Annotated in this window: 24 protein-coding genes and 1 pseudogene; 21 read left to right on the top strand and 4 right to left on the bottom strand. The window is 67.3% G+C overall.

Features of this window, described 5'->3' with window-relative positions; all coding sequences use genetic code 11:
- Window positions 1-109: 109 nt before the first annotated feature.
- Entirely contained in the window at window positions 110-952 is an 843-nt protein-coding gene (locus CU110_RS03725; RefSeq protein ID WP_164850265.1) for a YHYH protein, read from the bottom strand.
- Between the two features lie 603 nt (window positions 953-1,555).
- On the opposite strand from CU110_RS03725, the gene CU110_RS03720 reads away from it, so the two are divergent.
- Entirely contained in the window at window positions 1,556-2,476 is a 921-nt protein-coding gene (locus tag CU110_RS03720) for a recombination-associated protein RdgC (protein ID WP_084208005.1), read from the top strand.
- Window positions 2,477-2,530: 54 nt separating this feature from the next.
- Window positions 2,531-3,739, top strand: a pseudogene (locus CU110_RS03715) (1-acyl-sn-glycerol-3-phosphate acyltransferase); the annotation flags it as partial.
- A gap of 52 nt (window positions 3,740-3,791) precedes the next feature.
- Here the strand turns inward: CU110_RS03715 and CU110_RS03710 are convergent.
- Window positions 3,792-5,255: a TrkH family potassium uptake protein gene (locus tag CU110_RS03710; protein ID WP_127734597.1), complete on the bottom strand. Its 1,464-nt coding sequence runs from the start codon at window positions 5,253-5,255 to the stop codon at window positions 3,792-3,794.
- A gap of 79 nt (window positions 5,256-5,334) precedes the next feature.
- Between CU110_RS03710 and CU110_RS03705 the strand changes: the two genes are divergently transcribed.
- The 19 genes from CU110_RS03705 to CU110_RS03615 all read left to right on the top strand — a co-directional run bounded on the left by CU110_RS03705 (window position 5,335) and on the right by CU110_RS03615 (window position 23,719).
- Window positions 5,335-5,967 carry a beta-ketoacyl synthase chain length factor gene (locus CU110_RS03705; RefSeq protein WP_127734595.1) on the top strand — a complete coding sequence of 211 codons (633 nt, stop codon included), beginning with the start codon at window positions 5,335-5,337 and terminating at the stop codon, window positions 5,965-5,967.
- A gap of 8 nt (window positions 5,968-5,975) precedes the next feature.
- Complete coding sequence (locus CU110_RS03700) at window positions 5,976-6,545, top strand: lysophospholipid acyltransferase family protein (protein WP_240665468.1); 570 nt, start codon at window positions 5,976-5,978, stop codon at window positions 6,543-6,545.
- Window positions 6,538-6,807, top strand: coding sequence for a phosphopantetheine-binding protein (locus CU110_RS03695; protein WP_077375262.1), 270 nt, complete (start codon window positions 6,538-6,540; stop codon window positions 6,805-6,807). Before CU110_RS03700 ends, CU110_RS03695 begins: the two co-directional genes overlap by 8 nt.
- On the top strand, window positions 6,797-7,069 hold the full coding sequence (locus CU110_RS03690) for an acyl carrier protein (RefSeq protein WP_240499665.1): 273 nt from the start codon (window positions 6,797-6,799) through the stop codon (window positions 7,067-7,069). The genes CU110_RS03695 and CU110_RS03690 overlap by 11 nt, the downstream gene beginning before the upstream one ends.
- Window positions 7,066-7,749, top strand: a complete 684-nt coding sequence (locus tag CU110_RS03685) for a hypothetical protein (RefSeq protein ID WP_240665467.1) — start codon at window positions 7,066-7,068, stop codon at window positions 7,747-7,749. The genes CU110_RS03690 and CU110_RS03685 overlap by 4 nt, the downstream gene beginning before the upstream one ends.
- Window positions 7,638-8,549 (top strand): hypothetical protein, encoded by a 912-nt coding sequence (locus CU110_RS03680; RefSeq protein ID WP_164850264.1) that lies wholly within the window; start codon window positions 7,638-7,640, stop codon window positions 8,547-8,549. Before CU110_RS03685 ends, CU110_RS03680 begins: the two co-directional genes overlap by 112 nt.
- Window positions 8,471-12,709, top strand: coding sequence for an aromatic amino acid lyase (locus CU110_RS16525; protein WP_164850263.1), 4,239 nt, complete (start codon window positions 8,471-8,473; stop codon window positions 12,707-12,709). The genes CU110_RS03680 and CU110_RS16525 overlap by 79 nt, the downstream gene beginning before the upstream one ends.
- Window positions 12,710-12,787: 78 nt before the next feature.
- Window positions 12,788-13,351: an acyl-CoA thioesterase gene (locus tag CU110_RS03670; protein WP_276317885.1), complete on the top strand. Its 564-nt coding sequence runs from the start codon at window positions 12,788-12,790 to the stop codon at window positions 13,349-13,351.
- 48 nt (window positions 13,352-13,399) lie between these two features.
- Window positions 13,400-13,942: a LolA-related protein gene (locus tag CU110_RS03665; protein ID WP_127734587.1), complete on the top strand. Its 543-nt coding sequence runs from the start codon at window positions 13,400-13,402 to the stop codon at window positions 13,940-13,942.
- The gene (locus tag CU110_RS03660; RefSeq protein WP_084207996.1) at window positions 13,939-16,296 is read left to right on the top strand and encodes a hypothetical protein; all 2,358 of its coding nucleotides are present in this window, start codon (window positions 13,939-13,941) and stop codon (window positions 16,294-16,296) included. The genes CU110_RS03665 and CU110_RS03660 overlap by 4 nt, the downstream gene beginning before the upstream one ends.
- Before the next feature lie 36 nt (window positions 16,297-16,332).
- Window positions 16,333-17,745, top strand: coding sequence for a tryptophan 7-halogenase (locus tag CU110_RS03655; protein ID WP_127734585.1), 1,413 nt, complete (start codon window positions 16,333-16,335; stop codon window positions 17,743-17,745).
- Window positions 17,687-18,262 (top strand): DUF3261 domain-containing protein, encoded by a 576-nt coding sequence (locus CU110_RS03650; protein WP_164850262.1) that lies wholly within the window; start codon window positions 17,687-17,689, stop codon window positions 18,260-18,262. The genes CU110_RS03655 and CU110_RS03650 overlap by 59 nt, the downstream gene beginning before the upstream one ends.
- Window positions 18,255-19,574 (top strand): beta-ketoacyl-ACP synthase, encoded by a 1,320-nt coding sequence (locus CU110_RS03645; RefSeq protein WP_127734581.1) that lies wholly within the window; start codon window positions 18,255-18,257, stop codon window positions 19,572-19,574. The genes CU110_RS03650 and CU110_RS03645 overlap by 8 nt, the downstream gene beginning before the upstream one ends.
- A gap of 31 nt (window positions 19,575-19,605) precedes the next feature.
- Window positions 19,606-20,124 carry a hypothetical protein gene (locus tag CU110_RS03640; RefSeq protein ID WP_205694060.1) on the top strand — a complete coding sequence of 173 codons (519 nt, stop codon included), beginning with the start codon at window positions 19,606-19,608 and terminating at the stop codon, window positions 20,122-20,124.
- Window positions 20,124-20,918: a 3-oxoacyl-ACP reductase FabG gene (gene fabG / locus CU110_RS03635; protein WP_084207992.1), complete on the top strand. Its 795-nt coding sequence runs from the start codon at window positions 20,124-20,126 to the stop codon at window positions 20,916-20,918. Before CU110_RS03640 ends, fabG begins: the two co-directional genes overlap by 1 nt.
- Complete coding sequence (locus CU110_RS03630) at window positions 20,918-22,270, top strand: beta-ketoacyl-ACP synthase (protein ID WP_127734579.1); 1,353 nt, start codon at window positions 20,918-20,920, stop codon at window positions 22,268-22,270. Before fabG ends, CU110_RS03630 begins: the two co-directional genes overlap by 1 nt.
- Before the next feature lie 53 nt (window positions 22,271-22,323).
- The gene (locus tag CU110_RS03625) at window positions 22,324-22,863 is read left to right on the top strand and encodes a heavy metal-binding domain-containing protein (RefSeq protein WP_240499664.1); all 540 of its coding nucleotides are present in this window, start codon (window positions 22,324-22,326) and stop codon (window positions 22,861-22,863) included.
- Between the two features lie 9 nt (window positions 22,864-22,872).
- Window positions 22,873-23,139, top strand: a complete 267-nt coding sequence (locus tag CU110_RS03620) for a hypothetical protein (protein ID WP_127734577.1) — start codon at window positions 22,873-22,875, stop codon at window positions 23,137-23,139.
- A 160-nt stretch (window positions 23,140-23,299) separates the two neighbouring features.
- Window positions 23,300-23,719: a hypothetical protein gene (locus CU110_RS03615; RefSeq protein ID WP_127734575.1), complete on the top strand. Its 420-nt coding sequence runs from the start codon at window positions 23,300-23,302 to the stop codon at window positions 23,717-23,719.
- Here CU110_RS03615 and CU110_RS03610 read toward each other — a convergent pair.
- Together CU110_RS03610 and CU110_RS03605 are read right to left on the bottom strand one after the other, a co-directional pair.
- Window positions 23,712-24,035 carry a RidA family protein gene (locus CU110_RS03610; protein ID WP_240665466.1) on the bottom strand — a complete coding sequence of 108 codons (324 nt, stop codon included), beginning with the start codon at window positions 24,033-24,035 and terminating at the stop codon, window positions 23,712-23,714. The genes CU110_RS03615 and CU110_RS03610 overlap by 8 nt on opposite strands.
- The gene (locus tag CU110_RS03605) at window positions 23,959-24,954 is read right to left on the bottom strand and encodes a universal stress protein (protein WP_127734571.1); all 996 of its coding nucleotides are present in this window, start codon (window positions 24,952-24,954) and stop codon (window positions 23,959-23,961) included. The genes CU110_RS03610 and CU110_RS03605 overlap by 77 nt, the downstream gene beginning before the upstream one ends.
- Window positions 24,955-24,964 lie beyond the last annotated feature (10 nt).

Genomic DNA, 24,964 nt, shown 5'->3' with positions numbered 1-24,964 from the left:
TGCCGGCGGTCTCATCGGCGGGCCCTCGTCATCAGATCTTAGGCCGGGCACGAGCAGAAAAACAAACGCTTGGTTGAATGATGGCGCCCGCCCTGCACGCCACCAGCGGCTACTCGCCGGGCGGGTCCTGCGGCGGCCTCTCGCCTCCCTCCTCGTCGAGGAAGTGCCCCTTCTCGCCCATGAAACAGCCGAAGATCTGGTTAACCCCCGGCGCGGAGGCGTGATAGTGATAGCCACGCACCGGGTCCGTCTCGCCGCCACAGTCATCCAGCCCAGCGGGAACATTGCCGTCCTTGTCCTCTCTGGCATAGATGGCATAGCCATCCAGCGCATAGCCGATCATCGGCGAATGGCCATCCTCCTGAATGCCGATCTCGGAGCAGCCGGTGGCGGTGTGATAGTGATAGCCCTCATGCGGATTGGCATGCGCGCCACAATCATCGAGCACCCCCAGGGTGTGAGAGCTCAGGATCAGCTCCAGCGGTGCCGGCGGGCCGAACAGCACGCCATTGAGCGCCACGCCGGTGTTGGCGCGGCCGGCCAGCGAGGTCGGCTCGGCGGCCGGTACCGGCACCTTGGGGATCACGACAGTCTTCTCGATGCCGCCGCCCAGTTCCTCCAGCGGACACTCGAGACAGAAGTTGTCGAAGCCTTCGATGGGGTTCGGGTTCCCCGCCACCTCGCAGCCACGCGCGCCATCGATCACGGTGATCTCGCCCGTGTTGACGTCGTACATCTGCCACTCCTTGTCCTGATAGAGAGTGGCCAGATTCTTGATGAACTCGCCGTCCACCTGATAGAGGGTGCCCTCGCCATCCATCCAGGTGCCGCCTTCCTCCTCACCGGAATGGATATTGGGCGGGCAGAAAGGCCCCTCCGGCGAGGTTTCCGGGTCCGCGGGCGCACCGGCCACGCGGAACTGATAGCAGGTCGTCTGCGTGCCGCCGCTCAAGGTGCAGTCGACGGTCTCGACCTCACCGACGATCGCGCCCGCGGCAAATATCTGAGGATCCAGTCCAACCGCCGCCGGGGCGTTCCCAGCTCTCTGACGTTGCCGGTCTGGCCGCCCTGTCGTGCGCGTCATCCTCCCCGCTGCAGCCGAACAGCAGCAGGGTCAGCGCCGCCAGCGTCAGTGGCCGTGCCCGTTTCAGCGCGCTCGCGCCCGACGCTCTGCTCTTCACAAAAGCCGCCACAACCGTCTCCTCAGCAGTCCCCACAGCAGTCTTCATAACACCGTCGTCGATCACTCTGCCGCCCTCCGCGTCTCAAATCTGATGGTCTATGCCTGCGGGTCGATATCTGGGCATCTGGGCGATACTGTCGGGCGATATCTGTCGGGCGATACCGCAAACCGCCAGACCGTGCACCGCCAGGTCGATCTCAGACTAGCGCCACAGCGTGCACACAGTATGTCTTTGCGCTCGCGCGCGATGGTCGGCAACCGCAGTGTGACGCAGGGTCACGTCCACGGCGGATGACCCGCCGCATGAGTTTCGCCATAATATGCGCCATTCAGACGGGCAGCCCCCGTTCACCGGACTCAAGGACTGGTCGCATGTGGTTCAAGAACCTGCAACTGTATCGCCTGCACGATAGCGCACCGCTGGAAGAGGGTCGTCTCGCCGACGCCCTGCCGGAGCATGTCTTCCGCCCGGTCACCGGCGTCGAAGCCAAGCGTATCGGCTGGGTGGCACCGGGCGGTCGCAACAGCGACATGCTGGTCCACGAGATCCAGGGCCATTATCTGATCAGCGCACTGCGTCAGGAACGTGTCCTGCCCACTGCCGTGGTCAAGGAAGAACTCGAGGAGCGAGTCGCCGAGCGCGAGACGGCGGAAGGTCGTCCGCTGCGTCGCCGCGAGAAGCTGACCCTCAAGGAGCAGATCTACGAGGAGCTGCTGCCACGCGCCTTCACGCGCTCCTCGCGCACTGACCTGTGGTGGGACAGCCGTCGCGGGCTGATCGCCATCAATGCCTCGAACGCCAAGCGTGCCGAGGAAGTCCTCGACCTGCTGCGCCAGACGCTGGGCTCGCTCAAGGTCACGCCGCTGGCCGTCGCCCAGCCGCCCTCCCAGGTGATGACCACCTGGCTGAAGGACGTGGCCTCGCGTCCGGATGACCTCATCGTCGGTGATCAGGTCGAGCTCAAGGCGCCGGGCGGCGAGGATGGCGTGCTGCGTGCCCGTCAGTTCGACCTCGACGGCGAGGAAATCCAGACGGCGCTCACTCTGGGCCGCGTGGTCAGCAAGCTGGCACTAGAAGTCGAGGGCCGCGTGGCGTTGATCCTCGGCGAGGACATGGCGCTCAAGAGCCTCAAGTTCGCCGATGCCGTCATCGATGAAGCCAATGCCCAGGAGGATGGTGAAGACCCCATCCTGCGACTGGAGACCGACTTCGCGCTGATGGCCCAGGTGCTCTCCGGCGTGATCGAGCAGATGACCGCCTGGCTGGGCGGCGAAGCTCAGCCGGGAAGCTGAGCGCCACCCCCTTTCTTCTCTTCTCAAGAATGACAATCCGGATGACGTGCGTCGATGACTGACACAGCAACGCCCAAGCCTGCCACGCCTGACGAACAGGACCCGTTCGCCAGGATTCGCCCCTACCACGATCACGAGGTAAGTGAGGTACTGGTGCGCCTCGAGCAGGACCGCGAACTGCTCGACACCCTGACTCGCTTCCGCCTGCCGGGACTGACCCAGCGCTTCCCGTGGCTGGCGCGCCAGATCGCTCGCCTGGCCATCAAGCGCGAGATGATGGGCGTGAAGGACGTGGCCAGTTTCCAGACCCGCATCGCCAGCTACATGGCGCGCATGATCCATACCACCACCACCAGTTTCGAGACGGTGGGACTCGAGCGGCTGTCGGAAGACACGCCGTATCTGTTCCTGTCCAACCATCGCGACATCTCGCTGGACCCGGCCTTCGTCAACTACGCGCTCTATCGTCACGGCCGCGACACGGTGCGCATCGCCATCGGCGACAACCTGCTGCAGAAGCCCTTCGTCACCGACCTGATGCGCCTCAACAAGAGCTTCATCGTGCCGCGCTCCGCCAAGGGCAAGCGCGCGATGCTGGCGGCCTACCAGTCACTGTCGGGCTATATTCGTCACTCCTTGATCCACGATCGGCACTCCATCTGGCTGGCCCAGCGGGAAGGGCGTGCCAAGGATGGCCGTGACGGCACCGAAAGCGCCATCATCAAGATGCTGACCATGGCGGCCCGCACCGCCGACAAGACACGCCCCTTCAGCGAGAGCGTCAGCGAGCTCAACATCGTGCCGGTGTCCATCAGCTACGAATTCGACCCCTGCGATCTGCAGAAGGCGCGCGAGCTGGCGGCCATCGCCAATGAAGGGCGCTACGAGAAGGTGCAGTACGAGGACATCCAGTCGATCGCCGCCGGCATCAGCGGTCACAAGGGGCGCGTCAAGCTGGTGTTCGGCGAGCCGCTCAAGGGTGATTTCGCCACTCCGGACGACGTGGTCGCCGAAGTCGACCGTCAGGTACTCCAGCACTACACCCTCTACCCGAGCCACCAGCTGGCCCTCGAGAAACTGGCTGCCAGCCGTCCGCAGCTGCGTGACGAGCCACGCCTGGCCGCCGCGCTGGATGTCTCCGCCATCAGTGGTGCCGAGCGCGCCGTGTTCGAGAATCGTCTCGCCGGCGTGCCGAGTGAGCTCAGGGACTGGTGGCTGGTGCAGTACGCCAACCCGATCCTCAATCGTGAAGGCCTGTCCATCGATCTCGACGAGAAGCTGGACGCCGCCGAGGCCACCGCCACCGAGCGAGCGCCTACTTGCGCCAGAAGCTGGGCGAGAACAGCACCAGCACGGTCAGGATCTCGAGGCGCCCCATCAGCATGCCGATGCACAGCAGCCATTTGGCGCTGTCAGGCAGCGGTGCGAAGTTGCCGGCCGGGCCGATGATGTCCCCAAGCCCGGGGCCGACGTTGGTGACGGCGGTCACGGCACCGGTCACGGCGGTCACCAGATCCAGCCCGATCAATGACAGCGCCAGTGCCAGCCCGCCGATGGTGATGAAGAAGAAGAACGAGAAGGCGATGACCGCGCGCACCACTTCATCCGGCAGGGCGCGCCCGTTGTAGCGCTGGGAGAAGATCCCGTTGGCATGGATCAGCGAGCGCAGGTGATTGCCGAGCATGATCAGGCCGATCTGCAGGCGGAAGATCTTCATGCCCCCGCTGGTGGAGCCGCTGCAGCCCCCGACGAAGGTCAGATAGAAGAAGGCCACCACCGCGAAGGGCCCCCAGGCACTGTAGTCATCGCTGGCATAGCCCGTGGTGGTCACCACCGACATGACGTTGAAGGTCACCTGGGTCAGCGCCGTGAAGAGATCCTCCCCCAGCACGACGCGATAGAGCGTCAGCGCCGCGATCACCCAGCCCAGCAAACGCAGGAAGCCGCGCACCTGGGCGTCGCACCACATCACCCCGGCACTGTCCTGCCAGGCGCGGATGAACAGCACGAAGGGCAGCGCCCCCAGCAGCATGAAGGCGGAAGCCATCCACAGCAGATGCGGGCGATCGGAATAGATGCCCATCGAGCTGTCGTAGTTGGCGAACCCGCCCGTGGCCAGCGAGGTCATGCCATGCACCACGGCATCCAGCGGCAGCATGCCCCCCAGCCAGTAGCTCAGGATCGCCAGCAGCGTCAGCCCCACATAGACCAGCCCGATCGCCTTGGCGACACCCCCGGCACGTGGCAGCACCTTGTCGGACCAGTCCGAGGATTCGGTCTGGAACAGACGCATGCCACCCACCTTCAGGAACGGCAGGATCGCGATGGCCATCACGATGATGCCGATCCCCCCCACCCACTGCATCAGGCCACGCCACAGCTTCAGGCCATCCGACAGTCCTTCGATGTGGGTCAGCACGGTCGAGCCGGTGGTGGTGATCGCCGAGACCGACTCGAAGACGGCATCGGTGACGCCCAGGTGGGTCGCGCCGAAGATCAAGGGCAGGCTCGAGTAGGCTGACACCAGCACCCAGCTCAGGGTCGTCAGCACGAACATCGCGCGGGGCTTGAGCTGCAGCTCCACCTGGTGCGAGACCAGCAGCATCACCAGAGCCGACCCCAGCGTGATGCCCAGCGATATCGCGAAGGCCCACGCATCCGCATCGCCCTCTTCCAGCAACAGCAGCAGCGGCACCAGCATCATCACCGCCACCACGCACAGCAGCAGGCCGAGCACCCGGACCACCGGCAGCCACTCCGTCACCTGCAGACGGCGCATCAAGGCTTGGGCTGGCCGTTTCCCCTGCGGTACACTGAGGCTCCAATATGGCAACGATGCGTTCACGGACAGGAACCTCATGCGTCTGACTGATTGGCGAGCCTGGCAGGCGAGTGCGACACGCACGACCCACGACGGTCGCACCGACATCACCTCCTCCCCGCGTGCCGAACAGGTACCGGCGATGCTGCGCCGCCGACTGAGTCCGGTCGGGCAGGCATGCTGCAAGCTGCTGTTCACCCTCGACCCTGAGGGCGATCTGCCGATCATCCACGCCTCCCGACATGGCGACACCAGCAAGATACTTGCCCTGCTCGACTCGGCCACCCAGCCGCAGGAGGCCTTGTCACCCGCACGCTTCTCGCTCTCGGTGCACAACGCCATCCTTGGCATGTACTCGATCACGCGTCAGTCCCATCAGCCGCTCGAGGCGCTCGCCGCCTGCGGTGACGAGTTCGATGCACTGATGAGCGAAGCGCTCGGCTATCTGGGGGAGCGGGAGGAAGTCATCGTGCTGTTCTCCGATATCGCCGCGCCAGAGGCCTTCCAGCACCACGGCGACTATCCCGAGCATGCCAGTGCCGTCGCCATGCGCTTGAGCCGCAGCTATCCTCCCCCCTCGGGCGCCTGTGGCGTGGCATCGCCACCGCCATCAGCTTCAGCGTCTTCGGGCTGGGTGGCCTGCTGCTGGGGGGGCTGCTGCCCCTGCTGACAGTAAGCATGCGCGATGGCGAACGCCGCCAGCGCCTGGCGCGCCGCATCATCCATCACGCCATGCGCGGCTTCCTCCAGCTGATGCGCGGCCTGGGTGTGCTCGACTACCGTCTGCACGACTGTCAGCGTCTGCAGCGCCCGGGGCTGCTGGTGCTGGCCAATCATCCGACACTGATCGACGTGGTCTTCCTGATCGCGCTGATCCCCCACGCAGACTGCGTGGTCAAGGGGCGTCTGGCCCGCAACCCGTTCACTCGCGGGCCGATCCGCGCCGCCGGCTATATCACCAACAACGAGCCACAAGGCGTGCTGGATGCCGCCCGCGAGAGCCTGGCCAAGGGCAACGCCCTGATCCTGTTCCCCGAGGGGACGCGCAGCGTGCCGGGCCGCGCCCTGAAGTTCCGTCGCGGCGCCGCCAACATCGCCCTGCGCACGCCCTGTGACATCACCCCGGTGCTCATCGACTGCCAGCCCAGCACGCTGACCAAGGGCGAGCCCTGGTACCACATCCCCGCGCAGCGCGTGATGCTCAATCTCAAGGTACTGCCGGACATGGCGAGGATTTCCCATGAGTGATACCACCTCGCTGGAACTGGAACTCAAGCAGCTGATCATCGATACGCTGGAGCTTGAAGACATCACCCCGGACGACATCGTCGCCGATGAGCCGCTGTTCGTGGACGGCCTGGGGCTGGATTCGATTGACGCCCTGGAGCTGGGCCTCGCGCTGCAGAAGCGCTACGGCATCACCCTGGATGCCGAATCCGAGGACACCCGGGCCCACTTCGCCAGCCTCAACGCGCTGCGCGAGATGGTGGAGGCCCGTCGTGAGCGCTGATCAACCGACCCCCTCCCGCGAGGAGATCTACGCCCATGTCCGCAGCACCCTGATCGAGCTGTTCGAGATCGAGGCCGCTGACATCCACCCGGAGGCGCGCCTCTACGAGGATCTCGACATCGACAGCATCGATGCCGTGGACCTGGTGGTCGAGCTCAAGAAGTTCACCGGCCGACGCATCGACGCCAACGACTTCAAGAGCGTGCGCACGCTCAACGATGTGGTCACCGCCGTCGAACAGCTGACACAGCGCCAGGCATGACGCCGTCGTCCCCTGACAGCCGCACGCGCCCCGCACTGAGCAGGGTGCTGCTCGGCGTGCTGGGCATCGTGGCCGCTCTTGGCTGGCCACTGCTGGTCTACGCCCTGCTGTCGCGCCTCACCGCAGACAGCGGCGCGGTCAGTGGACACTCGTCGCCTTGGGTGTGGGCCTTGATCCTGTTCGGCGCCCTGCTGATCCAGCGCCTGCCGCTGCATCCGGCACTGCGCCTGGGTCTGGCCGCCCTGCTGGTGGGCATCAGCGTGGCGAGCGAGGCCGAACTCGGGCTGCGGGCCTATCCGGTACTGGTCAATCTGGCCATGCTCAGCGTCTTCGCCACCAGCCTGTGGCGCGGCATGCCGGTGGTCGAGCGCCTCGCACGCCTCAAGGAACCCGACCTGCCCCCTGCCGGCGTGCGCTACACCCGCCAGGTCACCCGGGTGTGGTGTGCCTTCTTCCTCTTCAATGCCAGCATCGCCGGCTGGACGGCCCTGCATGCCGACCTGGCGACCTGGACGCTCTACAACGGCCTGATCAGCTATGTGCTGATGGGCCTCCTGTTCGGCGGTGAATGGCTGGTTCGCCGTCGCCTGCGCAGCATGTCTGGCGTCAACTCGCCGAACAGTCACCCGAGGCGCCGGCCTGCTGGCTGGCCATCCCCGGTCACCCACTGCGCGCATTGACGCGTGCCGAACTGATGGCGCGCGTGGACGCCTGGCATCACTGGCTGGACTGCCTGCCCGGTGATCACGACGCCCGCCAGCCCGGTGCACGCTGGGTGCTGTTCCAGCCCACCACGCTGGGCGCCTGCGTGCAGCTGCTGGCGCTGTGGGAACGCGGCATGCGGGCGATCCTGCCGGGAGATGACCGCCCCGAGACCCTGGCACGTCTGGCGGGCGGCAGCGCCGGCCAGCTCCCCGAGACCACCGCCGATGGCTGGCCACCGGGACAGCCCGCCCCTTCAGGTACTGCCGCGACGGCTTCTGCACCTGCCCCTGTACGACCGGACACCACGCCCGATGCCGCACGCATCGCACTGGAGCTTTGCACCTCCGGCTCCACCGGCGAGCCACTGCGCATCGCCAAGCGCTTCGACCAGCTCGAGGCCGAACTGGCCGTGCATCGCGTGCTATGGCCGCTGGCGACAGGCCCTGATACAGCCCTGGCGTCCACGCCGGACACCGTCAGCCTCAGTCAGGTCAGCCATCAGCACATCTACGGTCTGCTGGTCTCGCTGCTGCGTCCGCTCAGCGAAGGCGTGCCGTTCCTGAGCGAAGCCTGCCACTACCCGGAGCAGCTGGCCGCCGCCATCGCTCAGCTTTCCGGGCTTGGTCATCGCTGCCAGCTGGTCAGCTCTCCGGCCCAGCTGGCGCGTCTGCCACAGACCGATGAACAGATCAGGTATTGCGGGTCTTTTCTTCGGGCGCTCCGCTGCCGGCAGAGGCTGCCCGTCATGCCGAAGCCAGCCTTAAGGCACCGGTGATCGAACTCTACGGCAGCACCGAGACGGGCGGCATCGCCCGGCGCCGCCAGCAAGAGACAGCCCACTGGACGCCGCTGCCGGCAGTAGAGATCACCTTCTCGCCGGACTTCGCGGTGCGCTCGCCATTTCTGGAAGCGCCTGATCAGTGGTGGCAGCAGGCCGACAACGCCGCGCCAGTGGCGGCTGAAACGTCGTCGCAAGGCGAGCACCACGCGGCACCACGCTTCCAGCTACTGGGGCGCAGTGATCGGCTGGTCAAGCTGGCCGGCAAGCGGGTCTCGCTGAGCGCGGTGGAGCGCTGCCTGAGCGAGCAAGCGGAGGTGCTGGAGGTACGTTGCCTGCCGATGCCCACCCGCGATCATCGCCTGGGCGCAGTGGTGGTGATGGAGGAGCGCGCGCTGCCGCAGGATCACGCCAGCCGCCGCGATCTGATCGCCCGCCTGCGCCGCGCGCTGATGCCGGGCTTCGAGCGCATCGCCCTGCCGCGCTACTGGCGCTTCGTCACGCGCCTGCCGCTCAATGCCCAGGGCAAGTTCACCGCGGACTCCATCGCGCGGCTGTTCGCCGATCTCGATGATCCGCGCCTGCCACGCTGGCTGGGGGACACCTCCAGCGGGCCACAGCAGAGCACCCTGGAAGCCGAGGTGCCTGATGGTCTGGTCTATCTCGACGGCCACTTCGCCGCCCAACCGCTGGTGCCGGGTGTGGTGATGCTCAAGTGGGCACGCGAGCAAGGCAGGACACTGCGGGTGAACGGCGTAGGCATGGACGATGCGCCCTTCCTGCGCCTGGAACGCCTCAAGTTCTCCAACCTGCTGCTGCCCGGCATGCGCTTCACGCTGAGCACTCACCTGCTGGAAGACGCCCAGGGCCTGCGGCTCGACTTCCGGCTGGAATCCCGCGCAGGCCTGCATGCCAGTGGACGGCTGCGTCATGGTCTGCGCGCCTGCGTGGTGATCCCGGTCTACGATCACCCCGCCACCATCGCCGGCGTCTGTGCGGGCCTGGCACCGCTCGGCCTGCCCATCGTGCTAGTGGATGATGGCTGCAGTGCCCCCTGCGCCGAGGTACTCGATCAGCTGGCGGCCGAGGGCCATCACCTGGTGCGTCGCACGCACAATGGCGGCAAGGGAGCGGCGGTGCGCAGTGGCCTGCAGGCTGCCGAGCAGCTCGGCTTCACCCATGCCCTGCAGGTGGACGCCGATGGCCAGCACGATGTCAGTGACCTGCCCGCCTTCCTGAAGGGCATGCAGGACAATCCCGACTGCCTGCAGATCGGCTATCCCGAATACGATGCCAGCGTGCCGCGCATCCGCTTCTACGGTCGCTACGCCTCACATGTCTGGGTATGGATCAACACCCTGTCGCTGGCCATCCGCGACACCATGTGCGGCGTGCGCCTCTACCCGCTGGCCGCCACCAATCGCCTGTTGGCGCGCAATGACTGTGGCGATCGCATGTCCTTCGACACCGAGGTACTGGTGCGCTGGTACTGGGCCGGGGGCGAGGTGGCCAACCTGCCGGTGCGTGTCAGCTATCCCACCGGAGGCGTCAGCCACTTCCGCCCCGGCCACGACAACCTGTTGATCAGCGCCATGCATACCCGCCTGTTCTGCGGCATGCTGCTGCGCTCGCCGACACTGGCCTGGCGCACGCTGCACTGGGCCCGCCTGTCCGAAACCGGCTCATTGAGCGGCATGCGGCTGATGGTGACGATCCGCCGTCGGCTCGGGGCCTGGCCGTTTCGCATCGCGCTGTTCCCGGTGCTGATGTGGTATTTCCTGCTGCGCGGCGTGGCGCGACGTGCCTCCTTCGATTACCTCAGACGCCTGGAGCCCGGACTTGGTGGCGTGCGCCTGTGGGCCAGAAGCTTCGCCCACTTCATGCAGTTCGGTGAGGCGATCATGGACAAGGTCTCGGCCTGGAGCGGCGAGATTCCGCTCTCCTCGCTGACCGGCACCGGTCCGGAAGACCTGCGCGATGCCGCGCTGCGTGGCGAGGGCGGCATCATCCTCGTCGCCCACCACGGCAATCTGGATGTGATCAATGCCATCGGCGAGCGCCACGACATCGACCTGTGCGCGCTGGTGCACACGCGTCACGCCGAGAAGTTCAACCAGTTGCTGGAACAGGCCACCGGGCGCAAGCCGCCGCAGATGATCGAGGTCAGCGAGATCACCCCCGCTACCGCCATGGCGCTGGGTGACCGCGTCAATCGCGGTGGCTTCGTGGTCATCGCCGCGGACCGCGTGCCGATTCCCCCCAGCGCCGTCACCCGCGCCCGTGTCCAGCACTGCGACTTCATCGATCAACCTGCGCCCTTCCCCGTGGGCCCCTTCATGCTGGCGGCGCTGCTGCGCTGTCACGTCTACACCCTGAGCTGCGTGCGCGAGCAGGGCGGTGCCAATCCCCGCTTCCGGGTCGATTTCGCGCCCTTCGATGACAGCCGCGCCATCAAGCGCAGCACCCGCGAGGCATGGATTGAGCAGGCCATGCAGCGCCATGCCGGTCATCTCGAGGCGCGTGTCAGACGCCACCCGCTGCAATGGTTCAACTTCTTCGACTTCTGGCACCAGGCGCCCGACGTCCCGACCACTGCCCCGGCGCTGACGCTCGACGGCAGTGATATCACCCTCGAGCAGCTGATCGACGTCGCCGAGGGCCGGTGTGGCGTACGTCTGAGTGATGCGCCTGCCTTCCGAGCGCGCATCGAGGCCGGCCCCGCCCTGCTGGAACGCTTGCTGGAGGAGGAAGGCGTGGTCTACGGCGTCACCACCGGCTACGGCGATTCCGTGACCCGCGCCGTGCAAGGCGCGGAAGACCTCGAGGCCCTGCCACGCCACCTCTACACCTTCCACGGCTGTGGCATGGGCGCGGACCTTGACGTGGTCAGCAGCCGCGCGGTGGTGATGGTGCGCCTCGTCTCGCTGTGCCGTGGTGTCTCCGGGGTCAGCCTGGCGCTGCTGGAACGCCTTGTCTGGCTGCTCGACCACGACATCCTGCCGCGCATCCCCGAGGAAGGCTCGGTGGGCGCCAGTGGCGATCTCACTCCGCTGTCCTATCTCGCCGCCGTGCTGTGTGGCGAGCGCGAGGTGTGGGTGCGCCCCGGCGCAGGCCAGCCACATGCACTGCGCCCGACCGCTGACGTCTTCGCCCAGCACGGCCTGACACCCTATGTGCTGCGCCCCAAGGAAGGCCTGGCGCTGATGAACGGCACCGCCGTGATGACGGCCCTCGCCGCACTGGCCTTCGGTCGCACCTGCTACCTCAGCCGTCTGAGTGCGCGCATCACCGCGCTCAGCGTGCAGGCACTGGAAGGCAATCCCTACCACTTCGATGCCGACCTGTTCGCCGCCAAGCCGCATCCCGGTCAGGCCCGCGTGGCGCAGTGGCTGCGTGATGATCTGGCCCACCCGGCGGCGCCGGAAGTCGATGCCACACCGATCAACTCACCGCGCCTGCAGGACCGCTACTCGACGCGCTGCGCGCCCCACGTCATCGGCGTGGTCGAGGACAGTCTCGACTGGTGGCGCCGCTTCCTGGAGACCGAGCTCAACAGCGCCAACGACAACCCGCTGATCGATGTCGAGGCCGGCAAGATCCTCCACGGCGGCCACTTCTACGGCGGCCATGTGGCGATGGTGATGGATAGCCTCAAGACGGCGGTCGCCAACCTGGCCGACCTGCTCGACCGCCAGCTGGCCCTGCTGGTCGACAGCCGCTACAACCGTGGCCTGCCCAGCAACCTCAGCGGTGCCACGCCGGAGCGCGCGCCGCTCAACCATGGCTACAAGGCGGTGCAGATCGGTGCCTCGGCCTGGACGGCGGAAGCCCTCAAGCTGACCATGCCGGCCAGCGTCTTCTCGCGCTCCACCGAATGCCACAATCAGGACAAGGTCAGCATGGGCACCATCGCCGCGCGGGATGCCCTGCGCGTGCTGGCGCTGGTCGAGCAGGTCGCCGCCGCCACCCTGCACGCCGCCGCGCAGGGCTGTGAGCAACGCGCCGCCATCGCCGGCCACAGCGCCACGCCACCGAGCCTGGCGGCCTTCGTCAGCGAGCTGCGCGAGGACATCGCCCCGCTCGAGGAAGATCGCGGTCTGGAGGCCGATCTGCGCCTGCTGTGTGCGCGCATCCGTGAGGCGCGTCTGGAGGCCTGAGCTCTGACGAGGCCAATGCATGTGTGCGCAGACATCCGTGAGCGACCACTGGGCCCTGAGCGCAGACGAGGCCAACGCATGAGCGAGCAGACAGCCACGAGCGAGAAAAACGCCATGAACCAGCCCGCCGAAACGCCGATACCCAGCGCCACGGTGGAAATGGAAGTGCCCTTCCACGACGTCGACATGATGGAAGTCGCCTGGCACGGCCATTACGTGCGCTATCTCGAGATCGCCCGCTGCAAGCTGCTCGACATGCTCGACTACAACTACCCGCAGATGCGCGAGTCAGGCTATGCCTGGCCGGTGATCGACCTGCGCCTGCGCTACGCGGGCCCGGCGCGCTTCGGCCAGCGCATCGCCGTCACCGCGCGCCTGCGCGAGTGGGAAAACCGCCTCAAGCTCGATTACGTGATCCGCGATGTCGAGAGCGGCAAGCGCCTGACCCGTGGCCATAGCGTGCAGGTCGCCGTCGGACTCGCGGATGGTGAGATGCTGCTGGCCTCGCCGCCTGCGCTCAGCGAGCGGCTGGCCGCCTGGCAGGCCAGCCAGTCACAGACCAGCCCGTCGCAGGCAGACCCGTCACAGACAGCCGACGAGGACGCGCCTGCCACCCCGCCCCCGACACGAGGAACGCCGTGATGACGTCACGCCTTGCCATTGCCGCCACTGCCCTGCTGCTGACTGCCAGTGCCTTCGGGGCCAGCGCCGCCGAATTCGACGCCCGCCGAATTCGACGCCCGCGCCCTGACCCAACAGCTGGCGCGCACCGCCCCTGTCTGCGGTGATTTCCAGCAGACCCGCTGGCTCGAGGATGTCGGCGCACAGCTCAAGAGTCGTGGCCAGTTCCATCTGATCGGTGATCCGAACGCGCCCGAAGGCCTGGTGTGGGAAACCACCTCCCCCATCGAGGACCGTCTCGAGATGCGCCCGAATGCCAGCGAAGGCCCGGACGGCGAGCCGCTGCCCGCCGACCAGCAGGCGATGGCGGAGCTGTTGGTCAACTTCTTCCACGGCGACTGGCAGGCGCTCGAGGAGCACTTCACGCTCCAGCTCACCGGCAGCGCGGATGACTGGCAGGCCAGCCTGACACCGCGTGATGCCCGTCTGGCCGAGGCCATCGAACACCTCGAGATCGAGGGTGGCAGCTGGCTTGACCACCTGACCCTCACCAGCGGCGACGGTGACCGTCTTGCCCTGACCCTGACACCGCGCGATCAGTGCCCCGAATGACAGGGCGCGGCGACTCGCATGACACGGGGCTGGATCGCGCCGCCTGGCGCTGGCTGTGGGCCGGCGTGCTGCTGCTGTGCGCGGTGCTGCTGGCCGGGAAGCTCGCCCCGCAGAGCCCATGGCGAGGCGCGATCGACACCCGCATCACCGCCATGCTGCCAGCGCAGGAACGCAGCCCGTTGGCCGCGCGCGCCGAATCGCTGGAGGACACCGCCAATCGGCTGGTGATGCTGGTCGGCGCACGCGATGCCAGCGCCACGTCACTCAAGCAGCGTGACGCCGCCGCCCAGGCGCTGCGTCAGGCGCTCGCCCCCCTCGCGACGCTGGATGACGGCAAGAGCCTCGCCAGCCTGCGCCTGCCGGCCGAGGTCCAGCCGGCCCTGATCGCCCCGCGGCTTGCCGAGCTGAGTGACGAGCAGTGGCAGGCGCGCGCCCTCAGGCAGCTGTTCCAGCCCGGCGGCCAGCGCGACCTGATCCATGATCCCTTCGGTCTCGCCGGCGCCTGGCAGGACTGGCTGACACCCGCCAACCTGTCGCTGTCCGGCGGCCAGCTGTTGCTGCGCGCGCCGACGTCAAGCGGTGAGCAGCCTGGCAGCGGCTATCGGCTGATCAGCGCCACCCTCACCGGCAGCGCCTACGCGATGGGTGATCAGCAGGCGCTGGAACAGGCCGTGAATGGCGTGAGGGCCGACTACCCCGACGTCAGGCTGCTGCGCTCCGGGCTGGTCTTCCATGCCAGTGCCGGAGCGCAGCAGGCCAGACAGGAAATGTCGACCATCGGGCTCGGCTCGCTGATCGGCGTGCTGCTGTTGCTGTGGGCGGTGTTCCGCACCCCACGGCGGCTGCCGTTGCTGCTGGTGCCGGTGGCCACGGGCGTGCTGTTCGCGCTGCCGCTGACCTGGTGGGCCTTCGGCAGCCTGCATGTGCTGACGCTGGCCTTCGGCGCCAGCCTGATCGGCATCTCCATCGATTACGTGTTGCATCTGGAGTGCATGCGCCGACTGGCGACGACGAAGGGCCGTGGCGGACTCGCTGCGTTATGGCCGGGCCTGACGCTGGGGCTGTGCTCCAGCCTCGCCGCCTATCTGGCCATCACCCTGACGCCGATGCCCGGCCTGCGCCAGATGGGCATGTTCGCGGCGCTCGGCTTGCTCGGCGCTTGGCTGAGCGTACGCCTGTGGCTGCCGCAACTGCCACTGCCGGCACAGGCCACTCGCGAGGACTCCTCCGCCGCCCGCGCCGCAGGCTGTCTGGCGCGCGCCATTCCCGGCAGGCGCAGCTGGCAGGCGCTGGGTCTGCTGCTGGTGGCCGCGCTGGCCAGCCTCTACGGACTGCGCAGCGATGACCGTCTCACTCAGCTCAACCCCTCGCCTGCGTCGCTGATCAACGAGCAGCGCGAGGTCCAGCGTCTGCTCGCCGAACCGGACGGCCTGCGCTACCTGATCGTGCAGGCCGAGAATGATGCCGCGCTGCTCACGCGCCTGCAGGCACTGGAAGACACCTTCCAGCAGCTGGATGCCCAGCAGCAACTGGGGCACTGGGCGAGCCTCGCCCAGCAACTGCCGACGCTTGAACAGCAGCAGGCCAACCTCGGCGCCATGCGTGAACGCACCCGCACCCTGCTGCCCCAGGTGCTTCGTCAGGCGGGCCTGCCCGCCGCGCTGGTGAAACGTGCCGAGCAGGCCATCGAAAGCGCCCATCCGTTGCGCCCGGCCGACTGGGTCACACTGCCCGCCGGTGAGATGGGCCAGCGACTGTGGCTCGACTCCCGCACCGCCGCCATCGGCATCGTGCGCTTTGGTGATGTCACGGCCGAGGGCAGCGCCGCCCTGGCACGCCTCGCGGCAGGCGATGACCGCCTCGAGTACGTCGATCAGGTCGCCAGGCTTTCGACGACGCTCGGCAGCATTCGCAGCGAAATGGCCTGGCTGGTCAGTGCTGCGGTGGTGGTGATCAGCCTGCTGCTGGCGCTGCGCTATCGCCGCAGCACCTGGCGCGCCCTGCTGCCGCCGCTGGGCGGACTGGTACTGACGCTCGCCGCCCTGACGCTGGCGGGCGTCGGCCTCAACCTGTTCCACCTGCTGGGCCTGCTGCTGGTACTGGGGATTGGCCTGGATGCGGGTATCTTCTGTGCCGAGCATCCTGCGCGCAGCGCAGAAAAAGACAGGAGCGGAGACACCGCCAGCCGCGCCTCGCAGGCCAGTCTGCTGGCGATCTCGCTGTCATGTGCCTCCAGCCTGCTAGCCTTCGGATTGTTGAGTTTCAGTCAGACACCGGCATTGGCCGCACTGGGGCTGGCCTGCCTGCTGGGGCTGACGGCCACCTGGTGCCTGGTGCCCTTCGCCCGCAGTTGACATGAACACATAACGACAACGACAGGGGACGATGCCATGGAATCGGCAGATCACAGCAACAACCCACCACGCAAGGAAGTCATCATCATCGGCGCCGGACCTGCCGGGGCGGCGGCGGCGGCCTGGCTGGCGCGCGCCGGCCATGCGGTACGCGTGCTGGAGCGCAGCCACTTCCCGCGCTTCTCCATCGGCGAGAGCCTGCTGCCGCGCTGCATGCAGCATCTGGAGGCCTGTGGCCTGATGGAGGCCGCCGCCGCCGGTGGCTATCAGCGCAAGACCGGTGCGGCCTTCACCCGGCGCGGCGAGCATCGCGTGATCGACTTCCGCGACAAGTTCAGCGACGGCCCCGGCACCACCTGGCAGGTGGAGCGCGCCGACTTTGATCAGCGTCTGATCGAGGGCGCACGGGCGGCAGGCGCCGAGGTCGAATTCGGCGTCACGGTCACGGGCTTCACTCCCGCTCGCCCCACGCAGAGCGACGCCACCGGCCATGCCCAGGGGCCTTGCCTCACGCTGGAAGATGGCCGCGAGCTCAAGGCCGCCTTCGTGCTGGATGCCAGCGGCTATGGGCGCGTGCTGGCGCGGCTCGAATCGCTTGAGCGTGATCCGCGTCTGGAGCCGCGCATGGCGCTGTTCGGCCATGTCCACGATGGCATCGCCGACCTCGCGCCGCCCGCCGAGGGCTATCGTCGCGACACTATCCTGATCGCCTCGCACCCGGGGCATCCGGATGTCTGGTACTGGCTGATTCCCTTCGCCAATGGCCGCGCCTCGCTGGGCGTGGTCGGCCCGCGTGAGCTGATCGAGCCTGCCGCCGGGGACGATGCGCAGACACACCTGTGGCAGTGGGTGATGGAAGAACCGCGCCTGGCGGAGCTGCTGCGCGATGCCACGCCCGCCAATGCCGTGCAGTCGCTGGGCGGTTACAGCGCCGATGTCAGCCGCCTGCATGGCCCGGGCTATGCGCTGCTCGGCAATGCCGGCGAGTTTCTGGACCCGGTGTTCTCCTCCGGCGTGACCATCGCGCTGGAATCCGCCCTGCGCGCCGCGCCGCTGGTCGCGCGCGAACTGACCGCGACCCGCGATGAGCAGCGCCCGGACTGGGCCAGCGAATACGAGCTGCCATTGCGACGTGGCATCGAGGTGTTCCGCGAGTTTGTCACCGCCTGGTACGACAGCCGCCTGACCGACATCATCTATCACCCTCGCTCGCCGGACCGCATTCGCCAGATGATCAGCTCGGTCCTCGCCGGCTACGCCTGGGACGAGGCCAATCCCTTCGTCAGCGCCAGTCGTCGTCGCCTGACCGCACTGGCCACGCTTGGCGATCAGCCTGCTGTTGAGCGGCTGCAGCCTGCTCGTGCCCGGTCCGCTCAGCGCCGAGAGCCCGATGCCGGCCCTGACGAGCCTGCAGGAGAGCAGCACCCAACGTCTGATTCTGCGCGTTGAGCGTAACAAGAGTGAGGCCAGCGAGAATCGCGCGGCAGCAGACGCCGCTGAGGACGAGGCTCGCGACCTGCCGCCCCTCATCGGCGTGCTGCGCCAATCGCCCGAGGCCATGCGGCTGGTGCTGCTCAGCGTGCAGGGCCAGCGACTGCTGACACTGGTGCATGACGCCGATGGCAGCCGCTTCGAGAAGGCCCGCCCCGAGGTGCTCGAGAAGCTGCCCTTCACCGCCGACTGGCTGGCCCGTCGCATCGCCTGGGTCCACTGGCCACAGGCCGCGATCGATGACGCCTTTGCCGGCAGCGTTTGGCAACTGGTGCAGCACGGCGAGTGGGACACGCCTCACCAGACCGCGCAGCGCCTCATCCTGCGCGATGGCGAGCGCATGGCCGAGCTGACCCGCGACGCCGAAGGCCGCGTAATCCTGCGGGACCCGGCCACCGAGATGCAGATGACGCTAGATCCCCTGTCTTCCCCCAGCGCCCCTGACGACTCACCGGAAGCTTCCCCGCATGACTGAACCCGTCACACCCGAGGCACCTGATACCCGCCATGGCCTCACCCCTCGCAGCCCATGCCGTCTGTCTCGGCCCGGTATCGTCTGTCCGCTGGGCGCCGACCACGGGCTGATCAGCAGTGCGCTGTTCAGCGCCAGTCGCGGCCTGCGCGTCAGTGATGACTTCAGTCCCGGCACGCCGCTGTCACTGGGCCGTGTCACCGCGCGGCTGGTGGATGACAGCGACTGGCCGGCCCCGCTGCGCTCACGCAACAACCGCTTGCTGGCCACCGCGCTTGAGCAGCTGACACCGGAGCTTGAGGCCCTCAAGCGCCAGGGCATCGCGCCGGAGCGCATCGGCGTGGTGCTGGGCACCAGTACCTCCGGTATCGGTGAGACGGAAGCTGCGATGGACGCCCAGCGCGCCGCCGTTGCCCAGGGCACGCCGAGCGCCGACAGCTGGCCGGAGAGCTTTGAATACCGCCGTCAGGAACTGGGCGCGCCCGCCGAGTGCGTGGCCTGGTTGAGCGGCGCGCGCGGGCCGGTCTACACCCTCTCCACCGCCTGCACCTCCAGCGCCAAGGCCCTGGCCAGCGCACGGCGTCTGCTGGCCTCCGGGCAGTGTGATGCGGTGATCGCCGGTGGGGCCGACAGCCTGTGCCACATGACGGTGAAGGGCTTCATGAGTCTGGAGGCCGTCAGCCGCCAGCAAAGCCAGCCCCTGGGCGCCGCGCGCGACGGCATCAATCTGGGCGAGGCCGCGGTGCTGTTCGTGGTCACGCCGGAGCACGGTGGCGTGCAGCTGACCGGCGTCGGCGAATCCAGCGATGCCCATCACATCTCCGCGCCCTGCCCGGATGGCAGCGGTGCCGAGGCCGCGATGCGTGGCGCGCTCGCCAGCGCCGGCCGCGCCCCCGGCGAGATCGACTACATCAACCTGCACGGCACGGCCACGCCGCTCAATGACGCCATGGAAAGCCTCGCCATCAGCCGCCTGTTCGGTCCCGATGGCGACTTCGGTCCCGATGGCGACGAGGCCGCAAGCCGTCCGCCCGCCGTCAGTTCCACCAAGGCCCTCACCGGCCATACGCTGGGGGCCTGCGGGGCGCTGGAAGCCGCCTTCTGCTGGCTGACGCTGGAACATGGTCGCCTGCCGCCGCACGCCACCCCGCGTGAAGCACTGGACCCGACACTGCCCGCGCTCAACATCGTCTATCGTGACCGCCCCGAGACCCCGCCGCTCAGAGTGATGAGCAATGCCTTCGCCTTCGGCGGCAACAACATCTCGCTGATACTGGAGCGTCACGCCACCGACCCGGAGTCCTCTGCATGCTGACCCCGACCGCCATGACGAGGGCTATCCCGTCATGCCCTGCGCCATCGGCCCCTATGTGCCACACGAGGCGGGCATGTGCCTGCTGGATGAGGTGCTGGCCTGTGACGAGCACTCGCTGAGCGCGAGCGTGCGCCCCTCGCCCGAGGATCTGTTCGCGGAGCTGGACGGCGCTGGCCAGGCCGTGATTCCCGCCTGGGTCGGGCTCGAGTGGATGGCCCAGGCCATCGCCGCCTGGTCGGGCCTGCAGGCCGCGCGCGCAGGCCAGTCACCCCGCGTCGGGTTTCTGCTCGGCAGCCGCCGCTATGAGAGTGAACTGCACGCCTTCGCCTGCGGGCAACGCTGGCAGATAGACGTGCAGCTCGACTATCGCGCCGACAACGGCCTGGGCGCCTTCAAGGCCACCCTCAGCGACGAGCACGGCACGCAGGTCGCCCGTGCCGGCGTGAATGTCTTCGAGCCGCCCGCCCAGGCCGTGGCGTCTGCCGTGTCGGAGACTCAAGACCACGGTCAGCAGGATGCTGCCGGTGCCGCACCGCAAGGTAATGTCTGATGTCTGTCACACCTCCCGCTACTCGAACTACCCCTGCTGACAACCAGGGGGCCGCCGCTGCCAATGAGACGCGCGAGTGGATTCTGGTCACCGGCTCCAGCCGTGGCATCGGCCGCGCCATCGCGCTGCGTCTGGCCCGCGAAGGCTACAATCTGGTGCTGCATTGCCGCTCGCGCCGTGATGCCGCCGAGGAGGTCGCGCGTGAGATCAGCGCCCTGGGCGGTGAATCGCGCATCCTGAACTTCGATGTCGCCGACCGCGAGGCCGCACGCAGCGCGCTGGAGGCCGATGTCGAGGCCCACGGCTGCTACTACGGCGTCATCTGCAATGCCGGCATCCACGCCGACAACGCCTTCCCGGCGCTCACCGATGAGGACTGGGACAGCGTGATCCGCACCAACCTCGATGGCTTCTACAACGTGGTCAAGCCGCTGGCGATGCCGATGGTGCGTCGCCGCAAGCCGGGGCGCATCATCGTGATGTCCTCGGTGTCCGGCATGATGGGCAATCGCGGTCAGGTCAACTATTCCGCCGCCAAGGCGGGGCTGATCGGCGCGGTCAAGGCGCTGGCGGTGGAACTGGCCAAGCGCCGCATCACCGTGAATGCCGTCGCGCCGGGGGTCATCGCCACCGAGATGACCGAAGGGGTCGAGATGGACGAGGCGCTGAAGATGATTCCCATGCGCCGCGCGGGCGAGGCCGAGGAAGTCGCCGCCACCGTGGCCTTCCTGTGCTCGAAGGATGCCGGCTACATCACCCGCCAGACCATCGCGGTGAACGGAGGGATGTTCTGATGACAGCTCCCTCTTCCCCGCTGCGCGGCCATCGCGTCGTCGTCACCGGCATGCATGGCTTCTCGCCCATCGGCAATGACTGGCCGACCCTGCGCGCCAATCTGGCCGCGGGCCGCACCGGCATCCGCTATATCGAGGATTGGGACAAGTACGAGGGTCTCAACACGCGTCTCGGCGCGCCGGTCAGCGATTTCGAACTGCCCAAGCACTACAACCGCCGGGCGCTGCGCAGCATGGGGCGCGTGGCCCAGCTGGCGACCCGCTCCAGCGAGCTGGCGCTGGAAGCCGCAGGACTGAGTGACAGCCCGCTCAAGGAGAGCGGCCAGATGGGCATCGCCTACGGCGCGTCCGCCGGTGAGCCGGACGCGGTGGCGGACTTCGGCAACATGCTGATCAACCACTCCACCGATGGCCTCAACGCCAACTCCTACATCCGCATGATGGCGCATACCGCCCCGGTGAACATCGGGGTCTTTCTCGGCATCAAGGGGCGGATTCATACCACCTCCAGCGCCTGCACCTCCGGCAGCCAGGGCATCGGCTATGCCTATGAGGCGATTCGCTTCGGCCGCCAGATAGCGATGGTCGCCGGGGGCTGCGAGGAGCTGTCCGCCGCCGATGCCGCGGTGTTCGACACCCTGTTCGCCACCAGCACCTGCAATGACCGCCCGGACCGCTCGCCGCGGCCCTTCGATGCCGAGCGTGACGGGCTGGTGATCGGCGAAGGTGCCGGCACGCTGATCCTCGAGGAGCTGGACCACGCCCTGGCGCGTGGCGCGACCATCCACGCCGAGATTCTCGGCTTCGGCACCAACTCCGATGGCCGCCACGTCACCCAGCCGGACGCCGACATGATGGAGGCCGCGATGCGCATGGCCCTTGACGATGCCGGCCTCTCGGCCAGCGAGATCGGCTATGTCAGCGCGCATGGCACCGCCACCGAGCGCGGCGACATCGCCGAGAGTCACGCCACTCATGCCGTGTTCGGGGAACGCACGCCCATCAGTGCCTTCAAGAGCTACACCGGCCATACCCTGGGGGCCTGCGGCGCGCTGGAAGCCTGGATCGCCATCGAGATGATGAGCGAAGGCTGGTTCCACGGCACCGCCAACCTCAAGGACATCGACCCGCGCTGCGCGACGTTGGACTACCTGCGTGACGGCGGCCGCGAGATCGAGACGGATACGGTGATGAGCAACAACTTCGCCTTCGGCGGCATCAATACCTCGCTGATCCTGCGGCGCTGGCAGGGTGTCGCCACCAGACGACTTTGCAGCGGGTCACAACTGGCGCAAGATACGCGCCCGCTGCATGGTCTATGGTGTGATTGGCTCACGCCGTTGGCTGGATGAAGGCGATATTCCCTGGCGTCGAGCCAGTCAAACCCTGTCAGGAGAGGTGTCAGATGGCGTCATCCGTTGCTCAGTCGTTCGTTTCCTCGTCACACCCCATGGCCCACGCCAGCACGGCGCCGGCCGGCCGCCTGTCGCGGGGACGCGTGCTGGTGTCCGCCCTGGTGCTCGGCGCGGCCGGGCTGCTGGCCTCCGCGCCGGCACAGGCGCGGGATACGCAGCACTTCCTGCCCATCATGCCGGTGATGGCCAGCACTGCGGCCAGTCAGCGACTGGGCAAGGATGTGGCCTTCTTCTTCGGTGACAAGCAGCCCTACGAGCGCATCGAGAAGCGTGGCTGGGCACGGGTGAACCCGAAGACCAACGCGACCAACAAGAGCGATGCCGCGGCCTGCCGCTGGGTGTTCCTGTCGGCGCTGCGCGAGCTGCAGGAGAAGGCGCGGGAATACGGGGCCAATGCCGTCATCAACATTCGCAGCGACTATGACAACGTGCCCTACTCCAGCAGCGAGAAGTACGAGTGCCACGCGGGCAATGTCGTCGCGGGCGTCGCGTTGCGCGGGGATCTGGTGATCCTGCATCCGAAGAACTGATTCGCCATCATGACGGCCAGGGAAGGCAAGGATGTGAGTGAGACAGGCGAGCCGGTCGAGGGCAGCTCGGCGCGCGCGGCGGATACTCCTGCGGCGCGCCCGACCGATCACCCCGCCTACCGCTGCGTGGTGCTGGGGCATGCGGTATCGCATGGCTCCGCTTCACTAAGCACTGGTTCACTGAGCACTGGTTCGCCGAGCACTGGTTCGCCGAGCGCCGACTTGTCCAACGGCGAGCCGCTGAGCAGCCTGCGCCTTGCCAAATACCTGCTCTGAATCTTCCCCTCGGCCAGCCCGCCTGTGGCTGGCCGAAGCGTGTGTGCTGCCAGCATCCTGTGCTGATTCGGCTGCTCCCTCTATCAACTCCTCGGGTGAGGCTTCCAGCGGTAACTTGATGCGCCCTCGCCAGACGGATGTGGATAACGCGGACACTCCCGTGTCATCTGCCAAGGCCCGCCGTCGCCAGCAATGTGAAGCCGAATCCCACCTCGCCCGCCTTCTGCTCGGCGAACTCGCCGCGGCCCAAGGCATTGCGCTGCCACTGGCCGACTGGTCACCGCGTGGCCAGGCACCCCATCACCCTGCGCTACCGGCAGGCTTCTACGTCTCCATCGCCCACCGTCACGGGCATGTCCTCGTCGGCCTCGCCACCCTCCCGCTCGGGCTGGACCTCGAATACCACAACCCCCGCCACGCCCACGACCTCGACGCCCGCATCGCCATGCTGCCTACAGACGCACGCAAACGCCTCGCCGAGGCATCACACCTCAACGAGACAGAACGACTGGACGGGTTTTATCGGGAATGGGTGAGGTATGAGGACAGGGTTAGAAAAACCATACTGCGTGTTATTTAACGGCGGCGACCACGGTAATTTCACACAGCAGTTCCGGGCTGGCCATGGCGGCTTGGACGCAGGCACGGGCGGGGGCGTGACCTTCCGGTACCCAGGCGTCCCAGATGTCGTTGAAGGTCTTGAAGTCGTCCATTGTCTTGAGATAGACGGTGGCGGAGAGCAGATGCTCGCGGTCGGTGCCGACTTCTTCCAGCAGCGCATCGACACGCGCGAGCATGCTGTTGGCCTGGTCCGTGATATCACTGAAGCGTTGTTCCGGCCCGGCGACCTGACCACACAGGTAGATGGTGTTGTTGTGGATGACGGCGCGGCTCATGCGTGCCTTGGTATCGTGACGTTGGATATAGCGCATGGATCAGCAGCGGCACCGTGGCATTGCGGATCATCTCGGTGGTGGTACTGCCGACCAGCAACTGACGGATGCGCGAGTGGCCGTAGGCGCCCATCACCAGCATGTCGATGGCGTGCTCCTTGGCGTATTCGCGCAGACAGGCTTCCACTTCACCGGCCTTGAGGCTGGCCTGCACGTTGAAGCCCGCTGACTGGAGGGTGTCACGCGCGGTCTCAAGCGGAGCCTGATGCTCCACCGAGTCCGCGCCGACCATCACCAGATGGAGCTCGGCGCCCTGCAGCAAGGGGCTGGCCGCCAGCACCTCGATGGCACGCTTGATGGTGGCGCTGCCATCGAAGGCGATCAACACGCGTGTCGGCGTCTGAAACTCGCCCGGCACTACCAGCACGGGACGATGCAGGCTGCGAATCACCCGCTCCAGATTGCTGCCGAGATGCTCACTGGCCTGCTCCGCCCCTTCCCCGCGCTTGCCGATCACCAGCAGGCGAATCTCGTCCTCAAGCTCGGCCAGTGTCTCGACCAGCTCACCATTGCGTTGGCGAGGGCGTGGTTCGGTGATACCGGCCTGGGTGGCGCGCTCACAGGCGGCTTCCAGCATCAGGCGGCCCTGCTCCTGGGCGATGCGCCCGCGCTGCTCATCGAGGGTGGCGAGTTCTTCCAGCAGGTGCTCCCGGGCACCGAGACCGATGCTGCCGGAGAGATCGCCATTGGCGGGTTCGGCGCTTTCATTGCGGTCGATCACATGCAGGATGCTGAGAGGTGCCGACAGGCGCTGGCTGGCCCAGACGGCGGCGTCACACACGGGGGCGGCGAAGGCGGAGCCGTCAATGCAGGCGGTGACCTTGTCATGGCCTGTCGCGGCACTGGCAGAGGATTGGCTCATGGCGGGCTTC

It is taken from the genome of Cobetia sp. ICG0124, assembly GCF_004006355.1.
Taxonomy (GTDB): domain Bacteria; phylum Pseudomonadota; class Gammaproteobacteria; order Pseudomonadales; family Halomonadaceae; genus Cobetia; species Cobetia marina.
Note: the sequence above shows the minus strand (reverse complement) of the source record. Positions and strands in the feature narration are given on the sequence as shown.